Origin of the sequence: Microbacterium gilvum, from assembly GCF_039543865.1 — a bacterium.
Lineage (GTDB): Bacteria > Actinomycetota > Actinomycetes > Actinomycetales > Microbacteriaceae > Microbacterium > Microbacterium gilvum.
Genome location: NZ_BAABKO010000004.1, coordinates 79,486 through 98,739, shown reverse-complemented (window position 1 = coordinate 98,739; position 19,254 = coordinate 79,486). Strand labels below are relative to the sequence as shown.

The window sequence follows — 19,254 nt, the reverse complement described above, 5'->3', positions numbered from 1 at the left end:
GAGGATGAGCGACCCCGGGGCCCCGCTGAAGACAGCGGTGATCGTCGAAGACGACCCCGACATCCGCCACCTCCTCGTCGACGTGCTCGAGGCGGCCGGGTTCTCGACGGTCTCGGCGGGCAACGGCATCGACGGCGTGCGCGCCGTGCTGCAGTACCAGCCGCTCATCACGACGCTCGACGTGAACATGCCGGGCATCGATGGCTTCGAGGCCGCCCGCCGCATCCGCGCCGGCAGCGACACGTACATCATCATGCTCACTGCCCTCGAGGACGAGGCCGACGTCGTGCTCGGCCTCACCTCGGGAGCCGACGAGTACCTGGGCAAGCCGTTCCGTCCCCGCGAGCTCCGTGCGCGCATCGAAGCGCTCCTGCGTCGACCGCGCTCTGCCGCGGCGCAGGCGCCGCGGCAGGACGCGTCCGGCCCGTCGTTCCCCGGAACGCGGCCGACGACCTCGGCCATCCCGACGACGCGCGAGCCCGCGGCGAGCGCCGGATGGCCGCAGGCGGCACCGCAGGGATGGCCGCAGCCTGCGGGCGCGGCCCCCGTCCCGCCGTCTGCGTCCGATGCGCCCGACGGCTCCGCGCCATCCGGCCCGCCGCCCCACGCGCCAGGGCAGGGCATCGGGTCCTCTCCCGGTCAGGGGCGCCCCATCGTCGTCGGACCCGACGCCGGTCCGCAGGAGGGCGCCGTCGCGCGTCGCACGGCGGGCCTCGGCCCCCATACGCTCGTGCACCGCGACCTCTTCGTCGACCCCGAGAGCCGCATCGCGCGCATCGACGACGCCGACCTCGATCTGACCCGCACCGAGTTCGACCTGCTCGCCGCGCTCATGGAGTCGAAGCGCCGCGTGCGCAGCAAGGCCGACCTCACGCTCGTGCTGCGAGGAGAGTCGTACGTCACGAGCTACTTCGTCGGCGAGGCCGACAAGCGCGCGATCGAGGCGCACATGACGAACCTGCGCCGCAAGCTCGGCGACAGCCCCGTGTCGCCCCGGTACATCGAGACCGTGCGCGGCGTCGGCTACCGCCTCACGTCGGACCTCTCGCAGGCGTACTGATTCGTCAGACCCGGTAGCCCTGGTGGCGGCGGAGCAGCGTGAAGAGCATCGAGACCGTCTGCACCACGGTCACGACGCCCAGCACGGGCCATCCGACCCAGAGGATCGACGACTGCACGACGGGACCGAGCATCGACCACACGACGGCCGTCGCGACGAGCACGACCGCGAACAGGGCGAACGGCAGCCAGTAGGTGCTGCGGCCTCCCGTCTCCGCCCTCGCCTGCATGGCCCAGTTGTCGACCTTCTTGCGCGACAGGAAGCGGCTCCACGACCGCAGGAAGTGGCTGAGACGCACCCACATGAACAGCTCCGCCGGGACGATGAGCCCCGCGAACAGGTAGTCGCGTCGCGACCTCGATGCCATGGTGTGCGCGATGCGCAGGTTGAGGGCGGTGGCGACGGCCGGCGGGATGAGCCACCATGCCGAGAAGACGAAGGCGTTGATGGAGAGCGATCCGGCGAGGAGCAGGAGGAACGCGACGCGCACGAAGAGGTTCGTGAGCATGCTGCCGTTCTCGAGCCACCGCAGGCGGAGGTTGGGGTGGAACGGCTGCCCCTTGGTGTCTCCGCGCTGACCCGGCCACATGAGCTCGATGGCGCCGTAGGTCCACTTCACCTGCTGCGCGTCGTAGGCGCGCAGCGTCGTCATGCCGCCCACGTCGGCGCGCGCGAACGGGCTGATCTTCGTGAGGTAGCCGGCGCTCTTGATCTGCAGCGACAGCAGCGAGTCCTCCACCTCGCTGTCCTTCACCCACGGCGTCGACTGGTGGTTGGCGGCCATGACGTCGCGCAGGGCCGCGGTGGCGAAGATCGAGAACTGGCCGCCGAGCACGGCCATGTTGCGGCCGCGCAGGAGGTTCTGCATGTTGAAGGCCGCGAACTGCGTGCGCTGCCCGGCGATGAGGAACTTCGCGATGCCGCCCGCGATCGGCCGGTCGTCGATCGAGTAGATGGCCGAGATGCCGCCGATGCGGGTGTCCGAGACGGCCTCGGTCTCGAGGTACTCGACCGCCCGAGGGTCGGCGACGGTGTCGCCGTCGACGCCGAGCAGGTAGTCGTACCCCTCCACGAGCGAGTAGCCGTAGTTGAGCGCCCCGACCTTCTTGTCGGGGTTCTTGCCGATGTCGTGGACGAAGACCTCGGTGAACTGGTCGCCCAGCTCCGTCGACAGCTCGTGCGCGCCGGCGTACTGCGACGCGACGCGCACCGTGCCATCCGAGGAGTTGTTGACCACGACGTGGATGACGTCGGGCACGCGCGTCTGTCCGAGGAGCGCCTCGACGACGGCGCCGATCGACTCCTCCTCGTTGTACGCGGGGATGACGCAGCCGATCGTGGATCGGTGTCCCGGCACGTCCTCGAGCACCGACGCGAAGTCGTCGGCGAAGCCGATGGGCTCGATCGCGCTCGAGGCGGTGATCGGAACGAGGTCCTGCGGCTCCACGTCGGCTCCTGTCGTGTCGGGTGCGATTCCAGTCTGGATGATCGACCTCGGGCGCCGCGCAGGGCCACCTCAAGATCGGCGCAAGGTGCCGGCGCCGGGATCAGCCGGCGAAGATCTCGATCGGGAGGGTGAGGTGCACGGTCTGCTCGAGGAACGAGGCGTCGTCGTTCGCCGCGCCCTCGGCCGAGAGGGTGAGCGCGAAGTCGAGGGTGAGGCCGGTCGTCCCCTCCGGCAGCTGGCCGATCACGGTCTCGGGCACGAGCAGCCCGCCCTGGAAGCTGTTGAGGAGCAGGCCGCGGTCGGAGCGCAGCGTGTCGGTCGGCACGAGCGTGCGCGGGTCGGCCGTGAACTGGAACGGGGCCGGCGTCTGCGATGGGCTGAGCGTGGAGGAGATCGAGACCTGCGACAGGTACACGCGCCGCTTCTGCTCGAGCACGGCCTTCTCGGGGACACGGTAGTCCGAGACGTTGACGGCGAACCCGAACGTCTTGTCGGAGGCCGTCGTCCACTCCTGCGTGCGCTTGGGGTCGGCCGCCCAGACGTCGACACGGACCTCGAGGTCGTCGGCGACGTCGACCGCGAGCGACACCGAGCCGTCCTGTGTGAACGCCGAATCGAACGCGGGCGCCGTCGCGTCGACGGCTGCCGCGTCGGGCGTGCGCTCGACGACGGGTGCCCCGATCGCCGCGACGATCTGGCTGCAGCCGGTGGCGGCGAGCGCGGCGGCGAGGAGCGCGGTGGCGGCGAGGATCCGGCGGTTCATGTCGGACGGCCCTTCGGAGGTCGGGGCCCGTGCGCGCCCGCAGGGGGATCGGGGCGCGCACGGGCACGGGATCTGCCCCCGCGCGCCAGGGGGGTTGGGCGCGGGGGCAGGGCATGCGCATTCGGGTTACGCATCGTTCGCCGCCCCTCCCCAGAAGGGCGACGAGACGATGCAATCACGTCGGACGTCCGGGATCGAGCGTCTCGCGCCTTCCCTCGGGCAGTCTTGCGCTCGTCTTGAGGTTCGGGCGTTCCCGACGAGGGTCAGCCCGCGATCGCGACGGTGAGCGTGTCGGTGGCCGTCTGCTTCGCGTACTCGTCGGATGTCGGGGTCGTCTGCACGAGCAGCTCGTACCTCATCTGCACGGTCACGGCGGTCGCCCCCTCGGGCACCCCGCCGATCGAGAACGTCTGCGAGTAGCTGTACGGCGAGCCGACGAGGTAGCCGTGCGGTTCGGTCGACGCGTCCTCCTGCACGGCGAGCGCGTCGCCCGTGTCGGGGACGACGGTCATGCTCGCCCGCTGGAGGTAGACGCTCTGTCCGTCGTCGGGCGTGATCGTCGTCGACAGCGAGAGGCTGATCGGCTTGACCGCCGTCGCCGTCCACTCGTCCATGGCGAGGTCCGACCAATAGGTCACATCGACGGAGACGGCGCCGGCCGTCAGCTGGCGCGTCGTGCTGCCGGTCGCGAGGTCGTTGGGCACGGGCGAGGGTGCCGCCGAGGGCGTCGCCGCCGTCGTCTGGTCGCCGAAGGTGCGGGTCGGCGTCGGGGTCGGAGTCGCCGCGCTCGGCGCGGTCGTCTCGGCCGCCGAGGTCTCGAGCCAGGGCGCGGAGCCGCATCCCGCGAGCGCCGCGGCGAGTACGACGATGCCGATGCCCGTTCCGAGCCTGCGCATGACGCGTCCTTCCCTCCCCCGCGCAGTATTCTACGGGCGCGGGTGGCGCCCCTCGCCGCGCGAGTTGGCGCCCATCGCCGCGCGAGTGGGGGCTTTCGGCCGCTCCCCAGCCCGGAAAGCGGCCGTTTCCACCCACGGGCGGGCGGCGCCGGGCGGGCGGCGCCGTCCGCGCTCAGCCGCCGATCTCGTCCGCGTCGCGCCGGTTGCGGGTCTGCTCGGCGCGCGCGCCCAGCTGATCGGCGTCGGGGTAGCCGACCTCGGCGAGCGTGAGGCCCCGCGCCGCGAGGACCTTGAACTCGTTGGTGCGGACGAGGGCGTCGCGGATGACCGGAAGGTGCTCCGGGGCGAGCCTCCCCTCCCCGACCGCGACGCACGCCCCCACGAGGGCGCGCACCATTGAGTGGCAGAAGGCGTCGGCGCGCACGTTCGCGACGAGGACGCCGCGCTCGTCGCGCCGCCAGTCGAACTCGAGCAGCGTGCGGATGGTCGTGGCCTCGGGCCGCGGCTTGCAGTAGGCGGCGAAGTCCCACAGGCCCACGAGCCCGCGCGCTGCGGCGTCCATGGCGGCGACGTCGAGGTCGGCGCGCACCGTCGTCGTGCGCAGCCGCTCGAGCGGGTCGTATCCGACGAGCTGATCCGCGATGCGGTACTCGTATCGGCGCCAGGTCGCCGAGAAGCGCGCATCGAAGCCGTCGAGGGCCGTGGACGTGCGCGTCACGGCGACGTCGGAGTACTGCCCCAGCACGCCGGAGAGCCGTTTCGCCACGGGGGCGATCTCGTCGTCGACGGGCGGGGCGTTGCGGCGTCGCTGCGTGAGGCGCTCCCACTGCTGGTCGTCGACATCGGCATGGGCGACCTGCCCGCTGGCGTGCACGCCGGCGTCGGTGCGTCCGGCGACGACGAGCTGCACGGCCGATCCCGCGATGCGCGAGAGGGCGGCCTCGAGCGTGCCCTGCACGGTGCGGAGCGCCGGCTGCCTCGCCCAGCCTCGGAAGTTCGTGCCGTCGTAGGCGATGTCGAGCCGGATCCGCCGCATCGGATCAGGATATCCGGGCCCGCGTGTTCGACTCGTGTGCGACCGGTCCGGATCCGTTGACCATCCGCCGCGCACCCCAGAAGGATGGTCGTCGACGAGGAGGTGCGCACCCCTCGTCCGGGCGCTCCGCCCGATCACCGACCCCGTCCGGAGCCGTCGTGCTCGTCGTCGATGACGCGCGCCCGCCTGCGGGGCCATCATCCGCTCGAAGGAGAGAACGATGGGAACGAGACCCGAATTCGACAGGCGCTCGGTGCTGGGCTTCGGCGTCGCCGGTGCCCTCGCGGCCGCGGCCGGCGTCATCGGCGCCGCCCCGGCGCATGCGACGGGCCAGGGCGCCGCGACGGGCCAGGGCGCCGCGGCGACGGCGGGAGCCACCGCGAAGCCGTCGCGCACGGTGCGCGCCGTGTTCGGACACGACGCGGTCCGCGTGCTGCGCAACCCGCTGAACGGCTGGGTGCTGTACAGCACCGCGACGCCCGCGCCGGACTACTGGGAGCACTACGACGCCATGACGGTGCCCGGCATCGACGGCCCGGTGAAGGTGTCGGACTACGCCCCGACGCTGTACATGCGCCTCGCCTGGTCGGTGCTGAATCCCGAGGAGGGCGTCTACGGCTGGGATGTCGACGAGCAGCTCAAGGGGATGATCGCCGAGGCGCGGGCGCGCGACATGCGCCTCGCGTTCCGCGTCGTCGTCGACAGCCGCGACAAGCCGCGCGGCTTCTCGCCCGACTACGTTCGCGCGGCGGGTGCGCAGGGCTACGAGTCGACGAGCGGCTCGCAGACGCTGTGGTCTCCGTATCCGGACGACCCCGTGTTCCAGGAGAAGTACGCGGCGTTCCTCGAGGCGTTCGCCGCCCGCTTCGGCGACCCTGCCGAGATGGACTTCGTCGACGGGTACGGCCTCGGCAAGTGGGGTGAGGGCCACTCGATGCTCTACCTCGATCCGGCCAACCGCGAGGCGGTGTGGAACTGGAACATCGACCTCTACACGCGTCTCTTCCCCCGCGTCCCGCTCGCCGTCAACTACCACCGGCTCATCGGCGCCGTGGGCAGCGGATGGGGCGCCGCCGATCCCGAGAGCCGGCGCATGCTCGACAGCGCGTACGAGAAGGGGTGGGTGCCGCGTCACGACGCGTTCGGCATGACGACCTACTACGGCCAGTGGGAGCGCGAGGTGGCCGGTGCCTGGCTCTATCGCCGCCCCATCATCATGGAGGGCGGCTGGGTCACGGGCAGCCACAGCTACTCCGACGACCCCCGCGGGTACGAGACGCCGGCCGACGTGCGGCAGGGGGAGTACGACGACTCGGCGCAGGCGCACGTCAACTCGATGGACTTCCGCGTGGGCGAGACCGACTCGTGGTTCGAGGAGCGCTTCGACCTCGTGCAGGCGTTCAACGCGCGGGGCGGCTACCGTCTGCACCCGGCCGCGGTCGAGGCGCCCGCCGCGCTCGCCCCCGGCGCGCAGGCCGTCATCTCCCACTCGTGGGTCAACGAGGGGTGGGGCTTCCTGCCCAACGACCTGCCGGCGTGGGCGCACAAGTACCGCATCGCGTTCGCGCTGCTCGACGGCGCCGGCGACCCCGTCGAGGTGCTCGTCGACGGTGCCGTGGAACCTGCCGAGTGGCGCGCCCACCGCGACAACGCGTACTCCTTCACGGGGCGGATCGGCCAGGTCCCCCGCGGCCGCTACCGGTGGGGCGTCGCGGTCGTCGACACCACCCGCGGCGACGAGCCCGGCATCGAGCTCGCCTCCGACGGCGAGACGACGGCGAGCGGATGGCTCGTCGTCGGCGGCTGCACGGTCTCCTGATCGGTCTCGGCGGACGGGCGAGGCGCGGAGGATCCGCCCCTCGCCCGTCTCATCGTGCGAGGACGCCGTCCCAGGGCACGAACGACGCGACGTCGACGACGTGGACGACGCCGTCGTCCCACCGCGCGGTGACGACCGTGCCGTCCACGTCGAGGGCGACGCGTCCGCGCGGATCGCGCGGCCGACGCGAGAGCGCGTGCAGGCTCGCGAAGACGGAGGGGTTCCGGTCGGTCTCCCCGCGGAGCACAGGCACCGCGGAGAACCGGGCGAACGCATCGCAGCCGTCGTGCTCGACGACCTCGGTGCGCGCCCAGCCGTGCAGACCGACGATCGCGCTCGAGAGGCCCGCCGTGTTGGTCACGGAGGCACGCCGCCCATCGGAGCGCCCGGCGACCGCCCGGTCGTCGGCGACAGCCCAGCCGCCCTCCCTCACGGATCGCGGGCCATCCGACAGCACGAGGTGGACGCGCAGCTCGTCGTCGCCGTGGACGATCGTCACGGACGTCACAGCGCAGCCGGGCAGGGGCCGGCCATCCCGCTGCGGGATGTGCACGGAGCCCGCGATCGCGCCGTCCGCGCGCATGGCGCGGATGACGCCGCGGCGGCTCGCACGCCCGTCATCGGCGATGAGGGCGAGGTGGCCGTCGACGCCGTCCTCCCACGCCCGCCCCGTCCCCGGCGCGGTGTGGCTCGAGTACCCGAGCTTGGCGTAGTGCGGGTCGTCCGGGTCGGGCCGTGTCGGCTCCACGGGGATCTCGCAGTGGTCGCTGCCGTGGTTCGCGAGGCGCACGATGCCGTCGCTCTGGCGCACGACGATCCACCCCGCCGCCGCGATCGCACGCGCGCCGGGGGCGCCGTCAGCCGGCTGCGCGCGCTCCGGCTCGGTCCACACCGGGGCGTCGGCGGGCAGCGCGAGCCCGAGGAAGCCGATGCCCGCGAGGTACGACGACCCGAAGCCGCTGTACGTCTGCGCGATCGGCTCGTGCGGGCGCAGCCATCCGAGGCCGAGGGGTTCGTCGATGCCGGCTCCCGCGTCGACGAACCGGCGCAGCACTCCCGAGGCGAGCCGCCTCGTCGTGCCGTGGGAGAGCGCGTTCGCGCCCGACATCTCCGCGCACCAGAGCGCGGCGAGCACCGCCGTCCGGTAGGTGAGCGAGCGCCCGATGTGCACGGGCGAGCCGTCGGCGGCGACGAGGTCGGCGAACGACTCCGTGAAGGCGCGCAGCCGCTCGAGATGGCGCGTGGCGGCCGATCCCGTCATGCGGTGCCAGGCCCAGAGGTACGGGTGGATCGCCCAGGCGTTGTAGTAGTCGACGGCGTGCTCCGGTCCGTCCGTGTACCACCCCTGTTCGAGGTACCACGACTCCACGCGGGCGACGTTGCGTGCGCCGATGGCGCCGGACGCGTCCTCCCCGACCGACCTCAGGAACCCCTCCGCCATGGCGGGGAACAGCTGCCAGTTGTTGTGCCACACCTCGAGTCGCGCATGGTGGCGCAGCCACGCCGCGATGCGCCGCTGCTCCGGCCGGGTGAGTCCACCCCACAGACGATCGCCCGCGATGTGCAGGCCGAAGGCGATGTTCGCGGCCTCGACGATCGAGTTGGTCACGCCCGTCACAGGAGCGCGGCACTGCACGCCGAGGGGCCATGCCTCCGCGCCATCCGGATCGGTCCCTGCGAGCAGGGCGCGGGCGTACCGCTCCCGGATGCGATCGGCCGCGTCCGTGTCCGCCCCCGCGATGACGGGGGCGGCGAGGAGGAACGAGCGGCCGATCGCCTCCATGCTCTCCCGGCGCTCGCCGTCGGCCGTCACGCGCCCCGGCAGCCGCGGCGCCGCCCCGCCCGGGCTCGCGAACCTCTCGACCTGGTCGAGCCAGCGCAGGGCGACGGCCTCCCAGTGCGCGCGCGTCCATCCCGTGAACGGCGAGAGCTCACGGTCTTCGGGCGGCGGGGCGAAGGCGGGCAGCGGCGCGCTCACGGGGTCCTCGTCTCGACGGGGCGGACGGCGATCCGCAGCGCGCCGGCGTGGGCCGGCTCCCGCGGGGTGAGAAGGACGCGGAAGACGGCGTCTCCCCAGGCTTCGGACAGGCGCTCGTCGTCGACGGGGACCCGTTCCACGACGACATCGAGGCCGTCCGCGGGGAACACCAGACGCGCGGGTCCGACGACGAGCCCGTGCTCGTCGTCGACGGGCTCGACGGCCGTCATGAGGACGAGCGTCATGCGCCGCGCGTCGGCGAACTCCCACGCGTCGTCGACGACGACCTCCCGCGCGGTGCGATCGAGCGAGACGGCGCGCGTGCAGCGGAGGAGGCCGCTCTCCGCGGGGTAGGCCGGCGCGAGGTCCATCGACAGCGCGGCGCGCACTCCGTCGTCGGAGAAGACGACATCGGCAGCGCGGAATCCGGCGCCCTCGCGCTGCTCGACGCCGTCGGGAAGCGGCACACCGTGCCATCCGGAGCGCATGGTCCAGATCGTGTAGCGGGTGGCCGGCTCGAACGTCGCGCGCCGGTAGGCGCCCACGCCGACGTCGATGAGCACGGGACGCCCGTCGAGCGACACGATCACCCCGCCTGCGTCGTTGTGGTTGTGGCTGACGTCGTTGTGCCCGCCCTTGGCGGCGATCGCGAACCCCGAGACGTCGTGCCCGCGTTCGCGCGCGACCGCGATCTCCGTGCTGGGCGCGAACCACGATGCGGGCATGCCCGGCTCCGCAGGTCCCGCCTGCTCCCAGCCCGGATCGCGCAGCGCCGCGAGCGTGCGGAGGAAGAGCGGCGCCAGCTGCCCGCCGAAGCCGAGCGGATGGGCGCGCCCCATCCAGCGCGCATGGCGCACGACGGCATCGTCGTCGATTCGCGCCCCGAACCGCGCGAGCAGGTGCCAGACCGCGTTCTCGGGGTGCACGGCCGAGCCGTCGGAGAAGTTCACCTGCCGCTCGGCGTCGATCTGCATGCGCAGCGGGAAGCGGCACATCTCCGCGACCGGCGGCACGCCGTATCCCTGGAACACGCCGCCGGTGAGGTGCTCGACGGCCTCGAGCGCCTCGAACAGCGTCGCGCCGGCCCACCACCAGTACGTCGCGCCCTCGTCGCACGACCCGTCCGGCGCGTACCCGTCTCGGAAGCGGTCGAGGATCGCCAGTGCGCGCTCGACGGCGCGCTCGAGTCGGTCGCGGTCGTCCTCGACGGCGGCTGCGCAGGCGAGCACGTTCGACACGATCCACGGCGCCCAGTTGTTCGGGGGCGCATCGACTCCGTGCCAGAAGTACGTCTCGCGCTCCCACGGGTCGAGCACACGTCGCCGGATCTCGTGGCGGACGCGGTCGCGGATGCCGGGGAACCGGCGGTCGAGCGCAGCGCCGGCGATGGCGTCGACGGCCGCGAGCATGCCGCCCGTCGCGGCGCACGCGAGATCGAGGATGTCGCGGCCGGGCTGCGGCAGCAGGGGGCGCTCGCCGGTCTCGGGCAGCGCGTAGTGGTTCGGCAGGCACCAGGCGCTGAGCTCGCAGAGCCGCCAGACCGCGTCGGCGAGACGCGGGCCCCACCCGTCGTCTCCCGTCGCCGCCCAGGCGAGCGCCGACGACGCCGTCTCGCCGAGCAGCGCCTGGTGGGCCCGCTCGTACGGCAGGCGCTCCCCCGTCTCCCCGTAATGGACCCAGAGCGCGAGGCTCGGTGCGGCGGCCGCCGCCTGGTCGCGTCGGCGGTCGGCCTCCGCGCAGAGCGAGGCGACGACGGAGGGCGGCAGGTGCGCCCACGCATCGCGGTCGTCGATCGGAGGCGCAGGGCGCCATGCGTCCGGGCGGACGGCCGCTCTCGCCATGGGGTCGAACCGACCGAGGAAGCTGTCGCGCGTCACGCGATCACCTCGAGCCGGTCGGCCGTGATCGTCTCGGCGAACGCCCCCGTCGTGCCGAAGCGCACGACCTCGTCGACGATGTGGGTCGCGAGGCGTCGCAGCTCGTTGCCCTGCGACCCGGCGATGTGCGGCGTGAGGAACGTGTGCGGCGTCGACCTCAGCCGGGAATCCGCCGGCAGCGGCTCCACGGCCGTGACGTCGAGCACGGCGGCGATGTCGCCGCGCTCAAGCCGGTCGGCGAGCGCCTCCTCGTCGACGAGATCGCCGCGTGCCGTGTTCACGAGCGTCGTGCCCGGGCGCATGAGGGCGATCGCGCGTCGGTCGATCATGTGGTGCGTCGTCGGCAGGGAGGGCGCGTGCAGGGTGACGACGTCGCTCGTGGCGATCAGCTCGTCGAGGGGCACGCACGGGACGCCGAGCAGCGCGCGCCCGGCGTCGTCGAGCGTCGGGTCCGTCACGACCACCTCCATGTCGAGCGAGGAGAGATGCCGCAGCAGGAGCCGGCCGATGTGCGATGCGCCGACGACGCCGACCCGCACGCCGTGCGCTCCGACCGTGGGCCATGCCGACTCCGCGTGACCGGGCCGGCCGGCGCGGAGCTCGTCCGCGGCCCAGAAGGCGCGCTTCGCGGCGAGGATGATCGCCGCGAGCGCGTACTCGGCGACGGGGACGGCGTTCGCGCTCGCGCTCGATGCGACGACGACGCCGCGCGCGAGCAGCGCATCCGAGACGACGGGACGGATGGTGCCGGCCGAGTGGGCGACGGCCCGCACAGCCGGCAGCGCCGCGAGCACGTCGCCCTCGATGACGGGCGTGCCCCATCCTGTGACGACGATCTCCGCGTCGGCGAGGAGCGCGCGGTGCGCGGGCTTCTCGGGGTCGAGAGGGTACGGGGCGAGCAGGCGCAGCGCCGGCTCGGCGTGCAGCCGCGCCGTGTCGGCGGCGTCGAACACCCGTCGGAACGTCTCGTCTGGCATGAGGAAGGCGACCCGTCGTCGCCCGTCGTCCTCGGTGGTGTGCGGCATCGTCGACCCCTCCATCGCATCGCGTCGGCGCCGACCATCTGAATACGGCGCTCACGGAGGCGTCAAGGTCCCGCGTTCAAACGATCATGAGTCGAACATCATCGAGGGGCACCGGTGGAGCGGCGGAGCACGAGGTTGGGCCTCAGGGTGACGTGCCGCGATGCCAGGGCACGCTGGGGCGTCGCCGAGACCCGGTCGAAGAGCATGTCCGCGGCGAGCCACCCGATGTCGCGCTTGGGCGGGCCGACGGCCGTCAGCGGCACCGCGGCGAGCGCGGCCACCTCGTCGTCGTAGGCCACGACCGACAGATCGCCCGGCACCGCGACGCCGAGCGCGATCGCGGCCTCCACGAACTCGACGGCGTATCGATCCGAGTGGACGAAGACCGCCGTCGTGCCGTCGGCGAGACAGCGCTGGATGAACGCCGCGCTCTGCTCGCGGATGCCCGAGCGGTGGTCGACCACGACCGTCTGCGCCGCCACCCCGAACGATGCGGCCGCCCTGTCGAAGCCGACGCGCAGGTGCGGCATCGTGGGCGTCTCGAACGTCACCATGCCGACACGGCGATGCCCGAGCTCGGCGAACAGCCTCACCGCCATGGTCGCGCCGGCGGCGTGATCCGAGCGGACGAGGTCGAGGGCGCTCGCCGTGGGGGCGTCGTCGAGCGAGCGCTCCACGACGACCGCAGGGACGGGCGAGTCGAGGAGCTGCTCGAACGTCGGCACGGCGTCGTTGACGCTGGAGGTGACGAGCAGCCCGTCGACGCCGGCCTCGATGAGCCGCCCGATCTGGAAGCGCTCGCGCTCGGCCTCGTAGTCGGAGATGCCCAGGACGAGTCGCCCGCCGAGCGTCTGCACGCGCTCGACGGCGCCGTCGACGATCGAGGGGAAGTAGTAGCTGGGGTCGGGCACGACGAAGCCGAAGGTGAAGAGCGGCTCGTCGTAGTCGGGCACCGGCCCGCCGGATGAGCGCGGGGCGGGGCGGTGCGCGCCCGCGGCTGGAGGGCCGCTCTCCATCGCCACCGCGCCGCCGTGCACGCGGCGGAGCAGGCTCTGCTCCGCGAGCTCGCGGAGGTCGCGACGGACCGTCATGGCCGAGATGCCCATGCGCTCGGCGAAGTCGGTCGCCGAGAGGCTGCCGTGCAGGCGAAGCTCCGAGAGGATGCGCTCCTGCCGCTGCGAGAGATCCATGTCCGCTCCATGTTCGATTTCTGATCGAGTGAATACGCTGCCTTGACTTTAGCGGCACGCGATTTCCAGGATGAGGATCGTTCCGGATGGCCCGCGCGCCCCGGACCCACGTAGCAACGGAGGTACGTCCATGCGCCCACCCGCGCCCTTCTCCCGCCGGGCCTTCCTCGGCGGAGCCCTGGCGGCGGGGCTGTCCGCCCTGACGCTGACGGGCTGCTCCACGAACGCCTTCAGCGGCAAGTCCCGCACCATCACCGTCATGACCGTCGCGAACGAGGTCACGGACGAGCTCCTCGCGTCGTGGGAGGCCGCCTACCCCGACATCGGGCTGTCGTTCATCACCTTCGACCAGATCCGGCTGAACTCGATGATCGCCGCAGGCAACCCGCCCGACGTCGTGCGGGCGACAGGGGCGTCGCAGTCGGCGTACTACGCCGCGCGCGGCATCTCGCATCCGCTCGACGACTACCTCCGCGCGAGCAGCGTCCTGCGCCTCGACGATCTCGCCGCCGTCAACGACGTCTGGCGGTGGGACGGCACGACCCAGGGCGCCGGCGCCTACTACGGGATCACGAAGGACTGGTCGCAGGACCTCATGTACTGGGTCAACACCCGCATGCTCGAGGAGGCGGGCCTGCCGCTGCCGACGGACGACGCCCCTCTGTCGCACGCCGACCTGCTCGAGTACGGCAAGGAGATGACCTTCCGCTCGGGCGGCAAGGTCACGCAGTACGGGCTGTTCCAGACCACGCCGCGGATCGCCGGGATCTCCACCATGGTGGCGTCGGCGGGCGGCAGCGTCTACAACGACGACCTGACGGAGATCGACCTCACCTCCCCCGAGGCTCGCCAGGCCCTGCAGTGGTACGTCGACGTCGCCGCGGCGCGCATCGGCTACACCCTCGTCGACGTCAGCCCGGAAGGCTGGGACTGGCCCGGCTTCTCGGCGCAGCGGCTCGCGATGGACGGCGCGGGCTACTGGATGACGGGCCAGATCACGCCCGACCAGGAGGTCGAGCCGTACGCCCGGCTCTGCGCCGCGCCCATGATGGGCAGGACGCGCGTGAGCCCGACGACGGCCGCGACGGGCTTCTGGATCTCGGCGAAGTCGTCCATGAAGGACGAGGCGTTCGCCTTCGTGGAATGGTTCTGCGGCGGCGAGCCCGCCGCGCAGCGGGCGACGACCGGATGGGGCATCCCCACGGTCGACAGCCTCGTCGAGCGTCTTCCGCAGGAGACCGAGCTGCAGAAGGCGGCCTACGCCACGCAGGTCAACGAGCAGAAGTACCTCTCCGTCGTGCCGGCCTCGCCGTTCATCGACGCCACGGCGATCGACGCCTCGCTCGCCGACGCCTTCGCCCGCGCCGTGCGCGGCGACATCTCCGTCGGCCAATGGGCCGACTCCGCCACCGACTCGGTGAACGCGCTGCTCCGCACGGGCGCGTCGCTCGTGGGGAAGTGATCGCATGGCCATCCTGACCACCGCTCCGGCCGCCGCACCGGCGCCCGACGCCCCCGCGCCCTCCCGCCCGCGCCGCCGGCCATCCGCGCGTCGTCGGATGGAGGGCCGCGCGTTCTACGCCTTCATCTCGCCGTGGCTCGCCGGCACCGTCCTGCTCACGCTCTTCCCGCTCGTGTACGCGTTCGTCATCAGCATGACGAACTGGGACGGCATCTCGCCGTCCTTCTCGTGGGTCGGGCTCGGCAACTACGGCGACGTGCTCGTCGACCCCGGCACGTGGGCCAGCCTCGGCCGCACGGGCGTGCTCGCGGCGATCGTCGTCCCGATCACGATCGTCGGAAGCCTGCTCCTCGCTGTGCTCCTCAACCAGCGCGTGCGAGGACGCACCTGGTTCCGGTCGTTCATCTACCTCCCGGCGATCGTGCCGCCCGTCGCCGCGACCCTCACATGGAAGCTCATCTTCGACCGCGACACCGGCGCCCTCAACGGCCTCCTCGCCCAGCTGGGCCTCGACGCCGTGGACTGGTTCAACGGCGACGCCGTCTTCGGCGTCCTCATCGTCGTCATGCTGTGGGGCATCGGCGGCGGGGTCATCATCAACCTGGCCGCCCTGCAGGACGTCTCCGCCGAGCTGACCGAGGCGGCGGTCCTCGACGGCGCGAACGCCGCCCAGCGCTTCTGGCACGTCACGCTGCCCGCCATCTCGCCGGTCATCCTCTTCCAGACCATCACGACGACGATCGGCGCCCTGCAGACGTTCGTGCCCGCGCTGCTCCTCTCCCCCGCGTCGGGTGCCGCGGCCATCACCGCCGTGCCGGAGGCGAACCAGATCTTCATGATCGACGTCTACGCCAAGTACTTCGCCTACTCGCAGTACGGCCCCGCCTCGGCCATGCTCTGGCTGTTCTTCCTCGCCATCCTGCTCGTCACCGTGCTGACCTTCAAGATCGGCGGGAGAACGGTGTTCTACGCGGTCGACCCGTCCGAGAAGGGACGCTGACATGTCCACCACCACCCGCGTCATCACGACCGCCGGCGCACCGCGCCGCGTCCGCGAGCGGCTGCGCGCCCGCCCCGTGCTGTTCGCCGTGCTCGCGATCATCTCGATCGCGCTCCTGCTGCCGTTCGCGCTGCTGCTCATCACGGCGCTCAAGACGCCGGAGCAGCTCTCCAGCGGCGACTTCGTGTGGTTCCCCGTGCCTCCGGCCCTGGGCAACTTCGCACAGGCCGTGACCGAGCAGCCGTTCTTCGTCTACGCCGCGAACTCGTTCTTCCTCGCCTCGCTCTCCGGCCTGCTGTCGACGTTCTTCTCCGCCCTCGTGGGCTACGGCTTCGCGCGCCTGAAGGGGCCGGGGAAGGGCTTCCTCTTCGGCGTCCTCATCTCGATGATGCTCGTGCCCGGCATCGTGACGCTGATCCCGACGTACCTGCTGTTCGCGCGGATCGGCCTGGTCGGCACGTACTGGCCGTGGGTGCTGTGGGGCATCGCCGGATCGCCGTACCTGATCTTCCTCTACCGCCAGTTCTTCGCGGGCCTGCCGCGCGAGCTCGAGGAGGCGGCCACGCTCGACGGGTGCTCGCGGTTCGGCACCTTCCTGCGCATCTTCATCCCCATGTCGAAGCCGATCATCGTGACGGTGTTCGTGCTGTCGTTCACGGGCGTGTGGGGCGACTTCATCACTCCCAACCTGCTGCTCAACTACGACAACACGACGCTCGCCGTCGCGCTCACGACGGGCTACGTCAACGACCAGGGGTTCCCGCTCAACAACCTCATCGCCGCCGCGTCGATCCTCTACGTCGTGCCGATGATCATCGTGTTCCTGTTCGCGCAGCGCAGCTACGTGGCCGGCTTCGCCACCTCGGGCATCAAGTAGGCGCCCTCGGGGGGGATCGCGCTACAGCCGCGCGATCCCCGCCAGCACGACGCGCGCCGACAGCTCGGCTGCGCCGTCGAGGTGCGTGCGGAACTCGGTGCCGTCGGGGGCGCACAGGTCGCTGATGGCGCGCACCGACACGAACGGCACGCCGTGGTTGTGGGCGATCTGCGCGACGGCGGCCGTCTCCATGTCGACGACGAGGATTCCCGGGAAGGTTGCGCGCAGCCCGCGCGCGATGTCGACCGTCACGAACTTCTCGCCCGAGCCGATGCTGCCGCGGCGCACCGTGACGCCCTGCGGCGCCGCCACGACGAACGCGGCGGAGGCCGCGCCATCCGCCTCGTACGACGCCGGCATGCCGGGAACCTGCCCCGCCTCGTAGCCGAAGGCACGGGCATCCGCCTCGACGTTGACGTACCGGTCGCCGACGAAGACGTCGCCGACCTCGACGCCCGCCGCGAGCCCGCCCGCCGAGCCGGCGGAGACGAGCAGCACGTCGTCGCCGTAGCGGTGGAGGGCTCCGACCGCGGCGTCTGCCGCGTTCACCATCCCGACGCCCGACTGGACGAGGACGACCGTGCGCCCGCCGACGACGATGCCGTGGTGCACGGCGCGCGCGATGCGGACGGGCTCGCTCACCTCGGAGGCCGCGTCGAGGAACGGCTGCGCCTCCTCCTCCATCGCGACCTGGACGACGAGGGTCGTCATGCCGCGAACACCGTCGTCCAGGCGTCGCGCTCCGCGAGGAACGCGCGCGCCGCCCGCTGCGCGCCGTCGAGCGTGTGGTTCGCACCCCATCCGCACTGCACCTCGTTCGCGGCGGGCACCTCGTCGGCCGCGAGGATGTCCTCGAGGGTCGCCTGCACGAGCGCCGCCACCTCGTCGACCGAGTGCTCGCCCTGCAGGATGAGGTAGAAGCCCGTCTGGCACCCCATCGGCGAGAAGTCGATGACACGATCGGAGTGGTTGCGGCTCTTCTCCGCGAAGAGGTGCTCGAGCGAGTGCACGGTCGGCATCTCGAGGTGCGCGACGTTCGGCTGCGCGAAGCGCACGTCGTACTTCACGATGACGTCGCCTGCCGGCAGCTGCTTGCGGTCGGCGAGGCGCAGATAAGGCGCGGCGACGATGCGGTGGTCGAGGTTGAACGACTCGACGTTCATGCGGGGCGTTTCGGTCACCCTCCGAGCCTACGCGGATGGCCGCGGCGCGGCGCGTGCATCCGGACACAGTGCAGGAGATCCACCCCGCAGACGGACCGGATGCCCCCGATCCGGGCGCGCCCGCCCTCGGATCTCCTGCGTCGTGTCCGGGCGACTCGCCTACTCGCCCCCGAGCGTCCCGCTCAGCCGCCCGTGGAAGCGCCGCGACGGGGCGTTCAGCCCGACGATCTCCACGGCGATGCCGCGGCGGGCGTACTTCGTCTCGATCGCGTCGAGCGCCGCGACCGACGACGCGTCCCACACGTGCGAACGCGACATGTCGATGACGACGTCCGGCGGGTCCTCCGCGTACGCGAACTGGTTCGTGAGGTCGTTCGACGACGCGAAGAACAGCTCGCCGTCGACCTCGTAGCGGGCCACGCCATCAGCCACGGTGCGGCGCACGGTCGTGAAGTGCGCGACGCGGCGCGCGAACAGCACCATGGCGAGGAGCACCCCGCCGCCCACGCCGATGGCGAGGTTGTGCGTCGCGACCGTGGCGACGACCGTGACGAGCATGACCGCCGTCTCGCTCCGGGGCATCCGACGCAGGGTCGACGGCCGCAGGCTGTGCCAGTCGAACGCCGCGACCGAGACCATGATCATGACGGCGACGAGCGCCGCCATGGGGATCACGGCGACGACGTCGCCGAGCAGCACGACGAGCACGAGCAGGAAGACGCCCGCCAGGAACGTCGAGATGCGGGTGCGGGCGCCCGACACGCGCACGTTCATCATGGTCTGCCCGACGACGGCGCAGCCGCCCATCCCGCCGAAGAGCGCGGACGAGAACTGCGCGACGCCCTGGCCCCATGCCTCGCGCGTCTTCGACGACCGCGTGTCGGTGATCTCGTCGACGAGCTTCGCGGTCATGAGCGACTCGAGCAGGCCGACGAGGGCGACCCCCACCGCGTACGGCGCGATGATGCGCAGCGTATCGAGCGTGAGCGGCACATCCGGTAGGAACAGCGACGGCAGGCTCTCCGGCAGCGCGCCCTCGTCGCCGACCGTGGGGATGTCGATGCGGAAGACGACGGCGACGACCGTGAGCACGATGATCGCGACGAGGGGTGCCGGGATGGCGGTCGTGAGCTTCGGGAAGGCCACGATGATCGCGACGCCCGCGACGACGAGCGGGTAGACGAGCCATGGGACGCCGACGACGTGCGGGATCTGCGAGATGAGCACGAGGATGGCCAGGGCGTTGACGAAGCCCGTCATGACGCTGCGCGGGATGAAACGGAGGAGCTTCGCGACGCCGAGCATCGCGAGGAGGACCTGGATGACGCCCGCGAGCATGATCGTCGCGATGAGGTAGTCGAGACCGTAGGTCGGCGCGACGGGGGCGACGACGAGGGCCACGGCTCCGGTCGCCGCCGAGATCATGGCCGGACGCCCGCCGACGAACGCGATCACGACGCCCATGATGAACGACGAGAAGAGCCCGACGCGCGGGTCGACGCCCGCGATGATCGAGAACGCGATCGCCTCGGGGATGAGCGCGAGTGCGACGACGAGTCCCGCGAGCACCTCGCGGGTGAGCAGTCGCGGAGACCGGAGCGTGCGGAGGACGGCGGACACGGGGCTCCTCGGGACGTGCGGGATGCGGGCGGACGACCCCT

Annotated in this window: 16 protein-coding genes; 5 read left to right on the top strand and 11 right to left on the bottom strand. The window is 71.9% G+C overall.

From position 1 onward, the window contains the following. Positions 1-4 precede the first annotated feature (4 nt). Complete coding sequence (locus ABD998_RS11665; protein WP_345439305.1) at positions 5-1,060, top strand: response regulator transcription factor; 1,056 nt, start codon at positions 5-7, stop codon at positions 1,058-1,060. A 4-nt stretch (positions 1,061-1,064) separates the two neighbouring features. Here the strand turns inward: ABD998_RS11665 and ABD998_RS11660 are convergent, their stop codons facing one another. From ABD998_RS11660 to ABD998_RS11645, 4 genes are all read right to left on the bottom strand, one after another. After that, positions 1,065-2,507, bottom strand: a complete 1,443-nt coding sequence (locus ABD998_RS11660) for a glycosyltransferase family 2 protein (protein WP_345439303.1) — start codon at positions 2,505-2,507, stop codon at positions 1,065-1,067. Between the two features lie 100 nt (positions 2,508-2,607). After that, positions 2,608-3,270, bottom strand: coding sequence for a fructose 1,6-bisphosphatase (locus ABD998_RS11655; protein WP_345439301.1), 663 nt, complete (start codon positions 3,268-3,270; stop codon positions 2,608-2,610). 263 nt (positions 3,271-3,533) lie between these two features. Beyond that, a complete protein-coding gene (locus tag ABD998_RS11650; protein ID WP_345439299.1) occupies positions 3,534-4,166 on the bottom strand; it encodes a hypothetical protein in 633 nt (210 codons plus the stop codon). A 172-nt stretch (positions 4,167-4,338) separates the two neighbouring features. Then, complete coding sequence (locus ABD998_RS11645) at positions 4,339-5,202, bottom strand: tRNA pseudouridine synthase A (RefSeq protein ID WP_345439297.1); 864 nt, start codon at positions 5,200-5,202, stop codon at positions 4,339-4,341. A gap of 220 nt (positions 5,203-5,422) precedes the next feature. Here ABD998_RS11645 and ABD998_RS11640 point away from each other — a divergent pair, with 220 nt between their 5' ends. Beyond that, positions 5,423-7,021 (top strand): DUF4832 domain-containing protein, encoded by a 1,599-nt coding sequence (locus tag ABD998_RS11640; protein WP_345439295.1) that lies wholly within the window; start codon positions 5,423-5,425, stop codon positions 7,019-7,021. Positions 7,022-7,070: 49 nt separating this feature from the next. On the opposite strand, the gene ABD998_RS11635 is transcribed toward ABD998_RS11640, so the two are convergent. The 4 genes from ABD998_RS11635 to ABD998_RS11620 all read right to left on the bottom strand — a co-directional run bounded on the left by ABD998_RS11635 (position 7,071) and on the right by ABD998_RS11620 (position 13,091). Continuing rightward, positions 7,071-8,999, bottom strand: coding sequence for a DUF2264 domain-containing protein (locus ABD998_RS11635; RefSeq protein WP_345439293.1), 1,929 nt, complete (start codon positions 8,997-8,999; stop codon positions 7,071-7,073). Further along, positions 8,996-10,876 carry a heparinase II/III family protein gene (locus ABD998_RS11630; RefSeq protein WP_345439291.1) on the bottom strand — a complete coding sequence of 627 codons (1,881 nt, stop codon included), beginning with the start codon at positions 10,874-10,876 and terminating at the stop codon, positions 8,996-8,998. The genes ABD998_RS11635 and ABD998_RS11630 overlap by 4 nt, the downstream gene beginning before the upstream one ends. Then, positions 10,873-11,901, bottom strand: a complete 1,029-nt coding sequence (locus ABD998_RS11625; protein WP_345439289.1) for a hydroxyacid dehydrogenase — start codon at positions 11,899-11,901, stop codon at positions 10,873-10,875. The genes ABD998_RS11630 and ABD998_RS11625 overlap by 4 nt, the downstream gene beginning before the upstream one ends. 98 nt (positions 11,902-11,999) lie before the next feature. After that, on the bottom strand, positions 12,000-13,091 hold the full coding sequence (locus tag ABD998_RS11620) for a substrate-binding domain-containing protein (protein WP_345439287.1): 1,092 nt from the start codon (positions 13,089-13,091) through the stop codon (positions 12,000-12,002). A gap of 130 nt (positions 13,092-13,221) precedes the next feature. Between ABD998_RS11620 and ABD998_RS11615 the strand changes: the two genes are divergently transcribed. The 3 genes from ABD998_RS11615 to ABD998_RS11605 are packed head-to-tail and all read left to right on the top strand — an operon-like array spanning position 13,222 to position 16,430. Beyond that, a complete protein-coding gene (locus ABD998_RS11615; protein ID WP_345439285.1) occupies positions 13,222-14,553 on the top strand; it encodes an extracellular solute-binding protein in 1,332 nt (443 codons plus the stop codon). A gap of 4 nt (positions 14,554-14,557) precedes the next feature. Further along, a complete protein-coding gene (locus tag ABD998_RS11610; protein WP_345439283.1) occupies positions 14,558-15,553 on the top strand; it encodes a carbohydrate ABC transporter permease in 996 nt (331 codons plus the stop codon). A 1-nt stretch (position 15,554) separates the two neighbouring features. After that, positions 15,555-16,430, top strand: coding sequence for a carbohydrate ABC transporter permease (locus ABD998_RS11605; RefSeq protein ID WP_345439280.1), 876 nt, complete (start codon positions 15,555-15,557; stop codon positions 16,428-16,430). Between the two features lie 21 nt (positions 16,431-16,451). Here ABD998_RS11605 and mtnN read toward each other — a convergent pair whose 3' ends face one another. From mtnN to ABD998_RS11590, 3 genes are all read right to left on the bottom strand, one after another. Continuing rightward, complete coding sequence (gene mtnN, locus ABD998_RS11600) at positions 16,452-17,141, bottom strand: 5'-methylthioadenosine/S-adenosylhomocysteine nucleosidase (RefSeq protein WP_345439278.1); 690 nt, start codon at positions 17,139-17,141, stop codon at positions 16,452-16,454. Further along, positions 17,138-17,593: an S-ribosylhomocysteine lyase gene (locus ABD998_RS11595; RefSeq protein WP_345439871.1), complete on the bottom strand. Its 456-nt coding sequence runs from the start codon at positions 17,591-17,593 to the stop codon at positions 17,138-17,140. Before ABD998_RS11595 ends, mtnN begins: the two co-directional genes overlap by 4 nt. A 159-nt stretch (positions 17,594-17,752) precedes the next feature. Beyond that, complete coding sequence (locus ABD998_RS11590) at positions 17,753-19,213, bottom strand: SulP family inorganic anion transporter (protein WP_345439276.1); 1,461 nt, start codon at positions 19,211-19,213, stop codon at positions 17,753-17,755. Between the last annotated feature and the right edge of the window lie 41 nt (positions 19,214-19,254).

What these genes read in the sequence shown, in the direction of transcription:
- ABD998_RS11605 (WP_345439280.1), top strand. Translation starts at nt 15,555, where the DNA reads ATGTCCACCACCACCCGCGTCATCACGACCGCCGGCGCACCGCGCCGC.
- ABD998_RS11625 (WP_345439289.1), bottom strand. Translation starts at nt 11,901, where the DNA reads ATGCCGCACACCACCGAGGACGACGGGCGACGACGGGTCGCCTTCCTC.
- ABD998_RS11645 (WP_345439297.1), bottom strand. Translation starts at nt 5,202, where the DNA reads ATGCGGCGGATCCGGCTCGACATCGCCTACGACGGCACGAACTTCCGA.
- ABD998_RS11595 (WP_345439871.1), bottom strand. Translation starts at nt 17,593, where the DNA reads ATGAACGTCGAGTCGTTCAACCTCGACCACCGCATCGTCGCCGCGCCT.
- ABD998_RS11620 (WP_345439287.1), bottom strand. Translation starts at nt 13,091, where the DNA reads ATGGATCTCTCGCAGCGGCAGGAGCGCATCCTCTCGGAGCTTCGCCTG.
- mtnN (WP_345439278.1), bottom strand. Translation starts at nt 17,141, where the DNA reads ATGACGACCCTCGTCGTCCAGGTCGCGATGGAGGAGGAGGCGCAGCCG.
- ABD998_RS11615 (WP_345439285.1), top strand. Translation starts at nt 13,222, where the DNA reads ATGCGCCCACCCGCGCCCTTCTCCCGCCGGGCCTTCCTCGGCGGAGCC.
- ABD998_RS11610 (WP_345439283.1), top strand. Translation starts at nt 14,558, where the DNA reads ATGGCCATCCTGACCACCGCTCCGGCCGCCGCACCGGCGCCCGACGCC.
- ABD998_RS11655 (WP_345439301.1), bottom strand. Translation starts at nt 3,270, where the DNA reads ATGAACCGCCGGATCCTCGCCGCCACCGCGCTCCTCGCCGCCGCGCTC.
- ABD998_RS11650 (WP_345439299.1), bottom strand. Translation starts at nt 4,166, where the DNA reads ATGCGCAGGCTCGGAACGGGCATCGGCATCGTCGTACTCGCCGCGGCG.
- ABD998_RS11665 (WP_345439305.1), top strand. Translation starts at nt 5, where the DNA reads ATGAGCGACCCCGGGGCCCCGCTGAAGACAGCGGTGATCGTCGAAGAC.
- ABD998_RS11640 (WP_345439295.1), top strand. Translation starts at nt 5,423, where the DNA reads ATGGGAACGAGACCCGAATTCGACAGGCGCTCGGTGCTGGGCTTCGGC.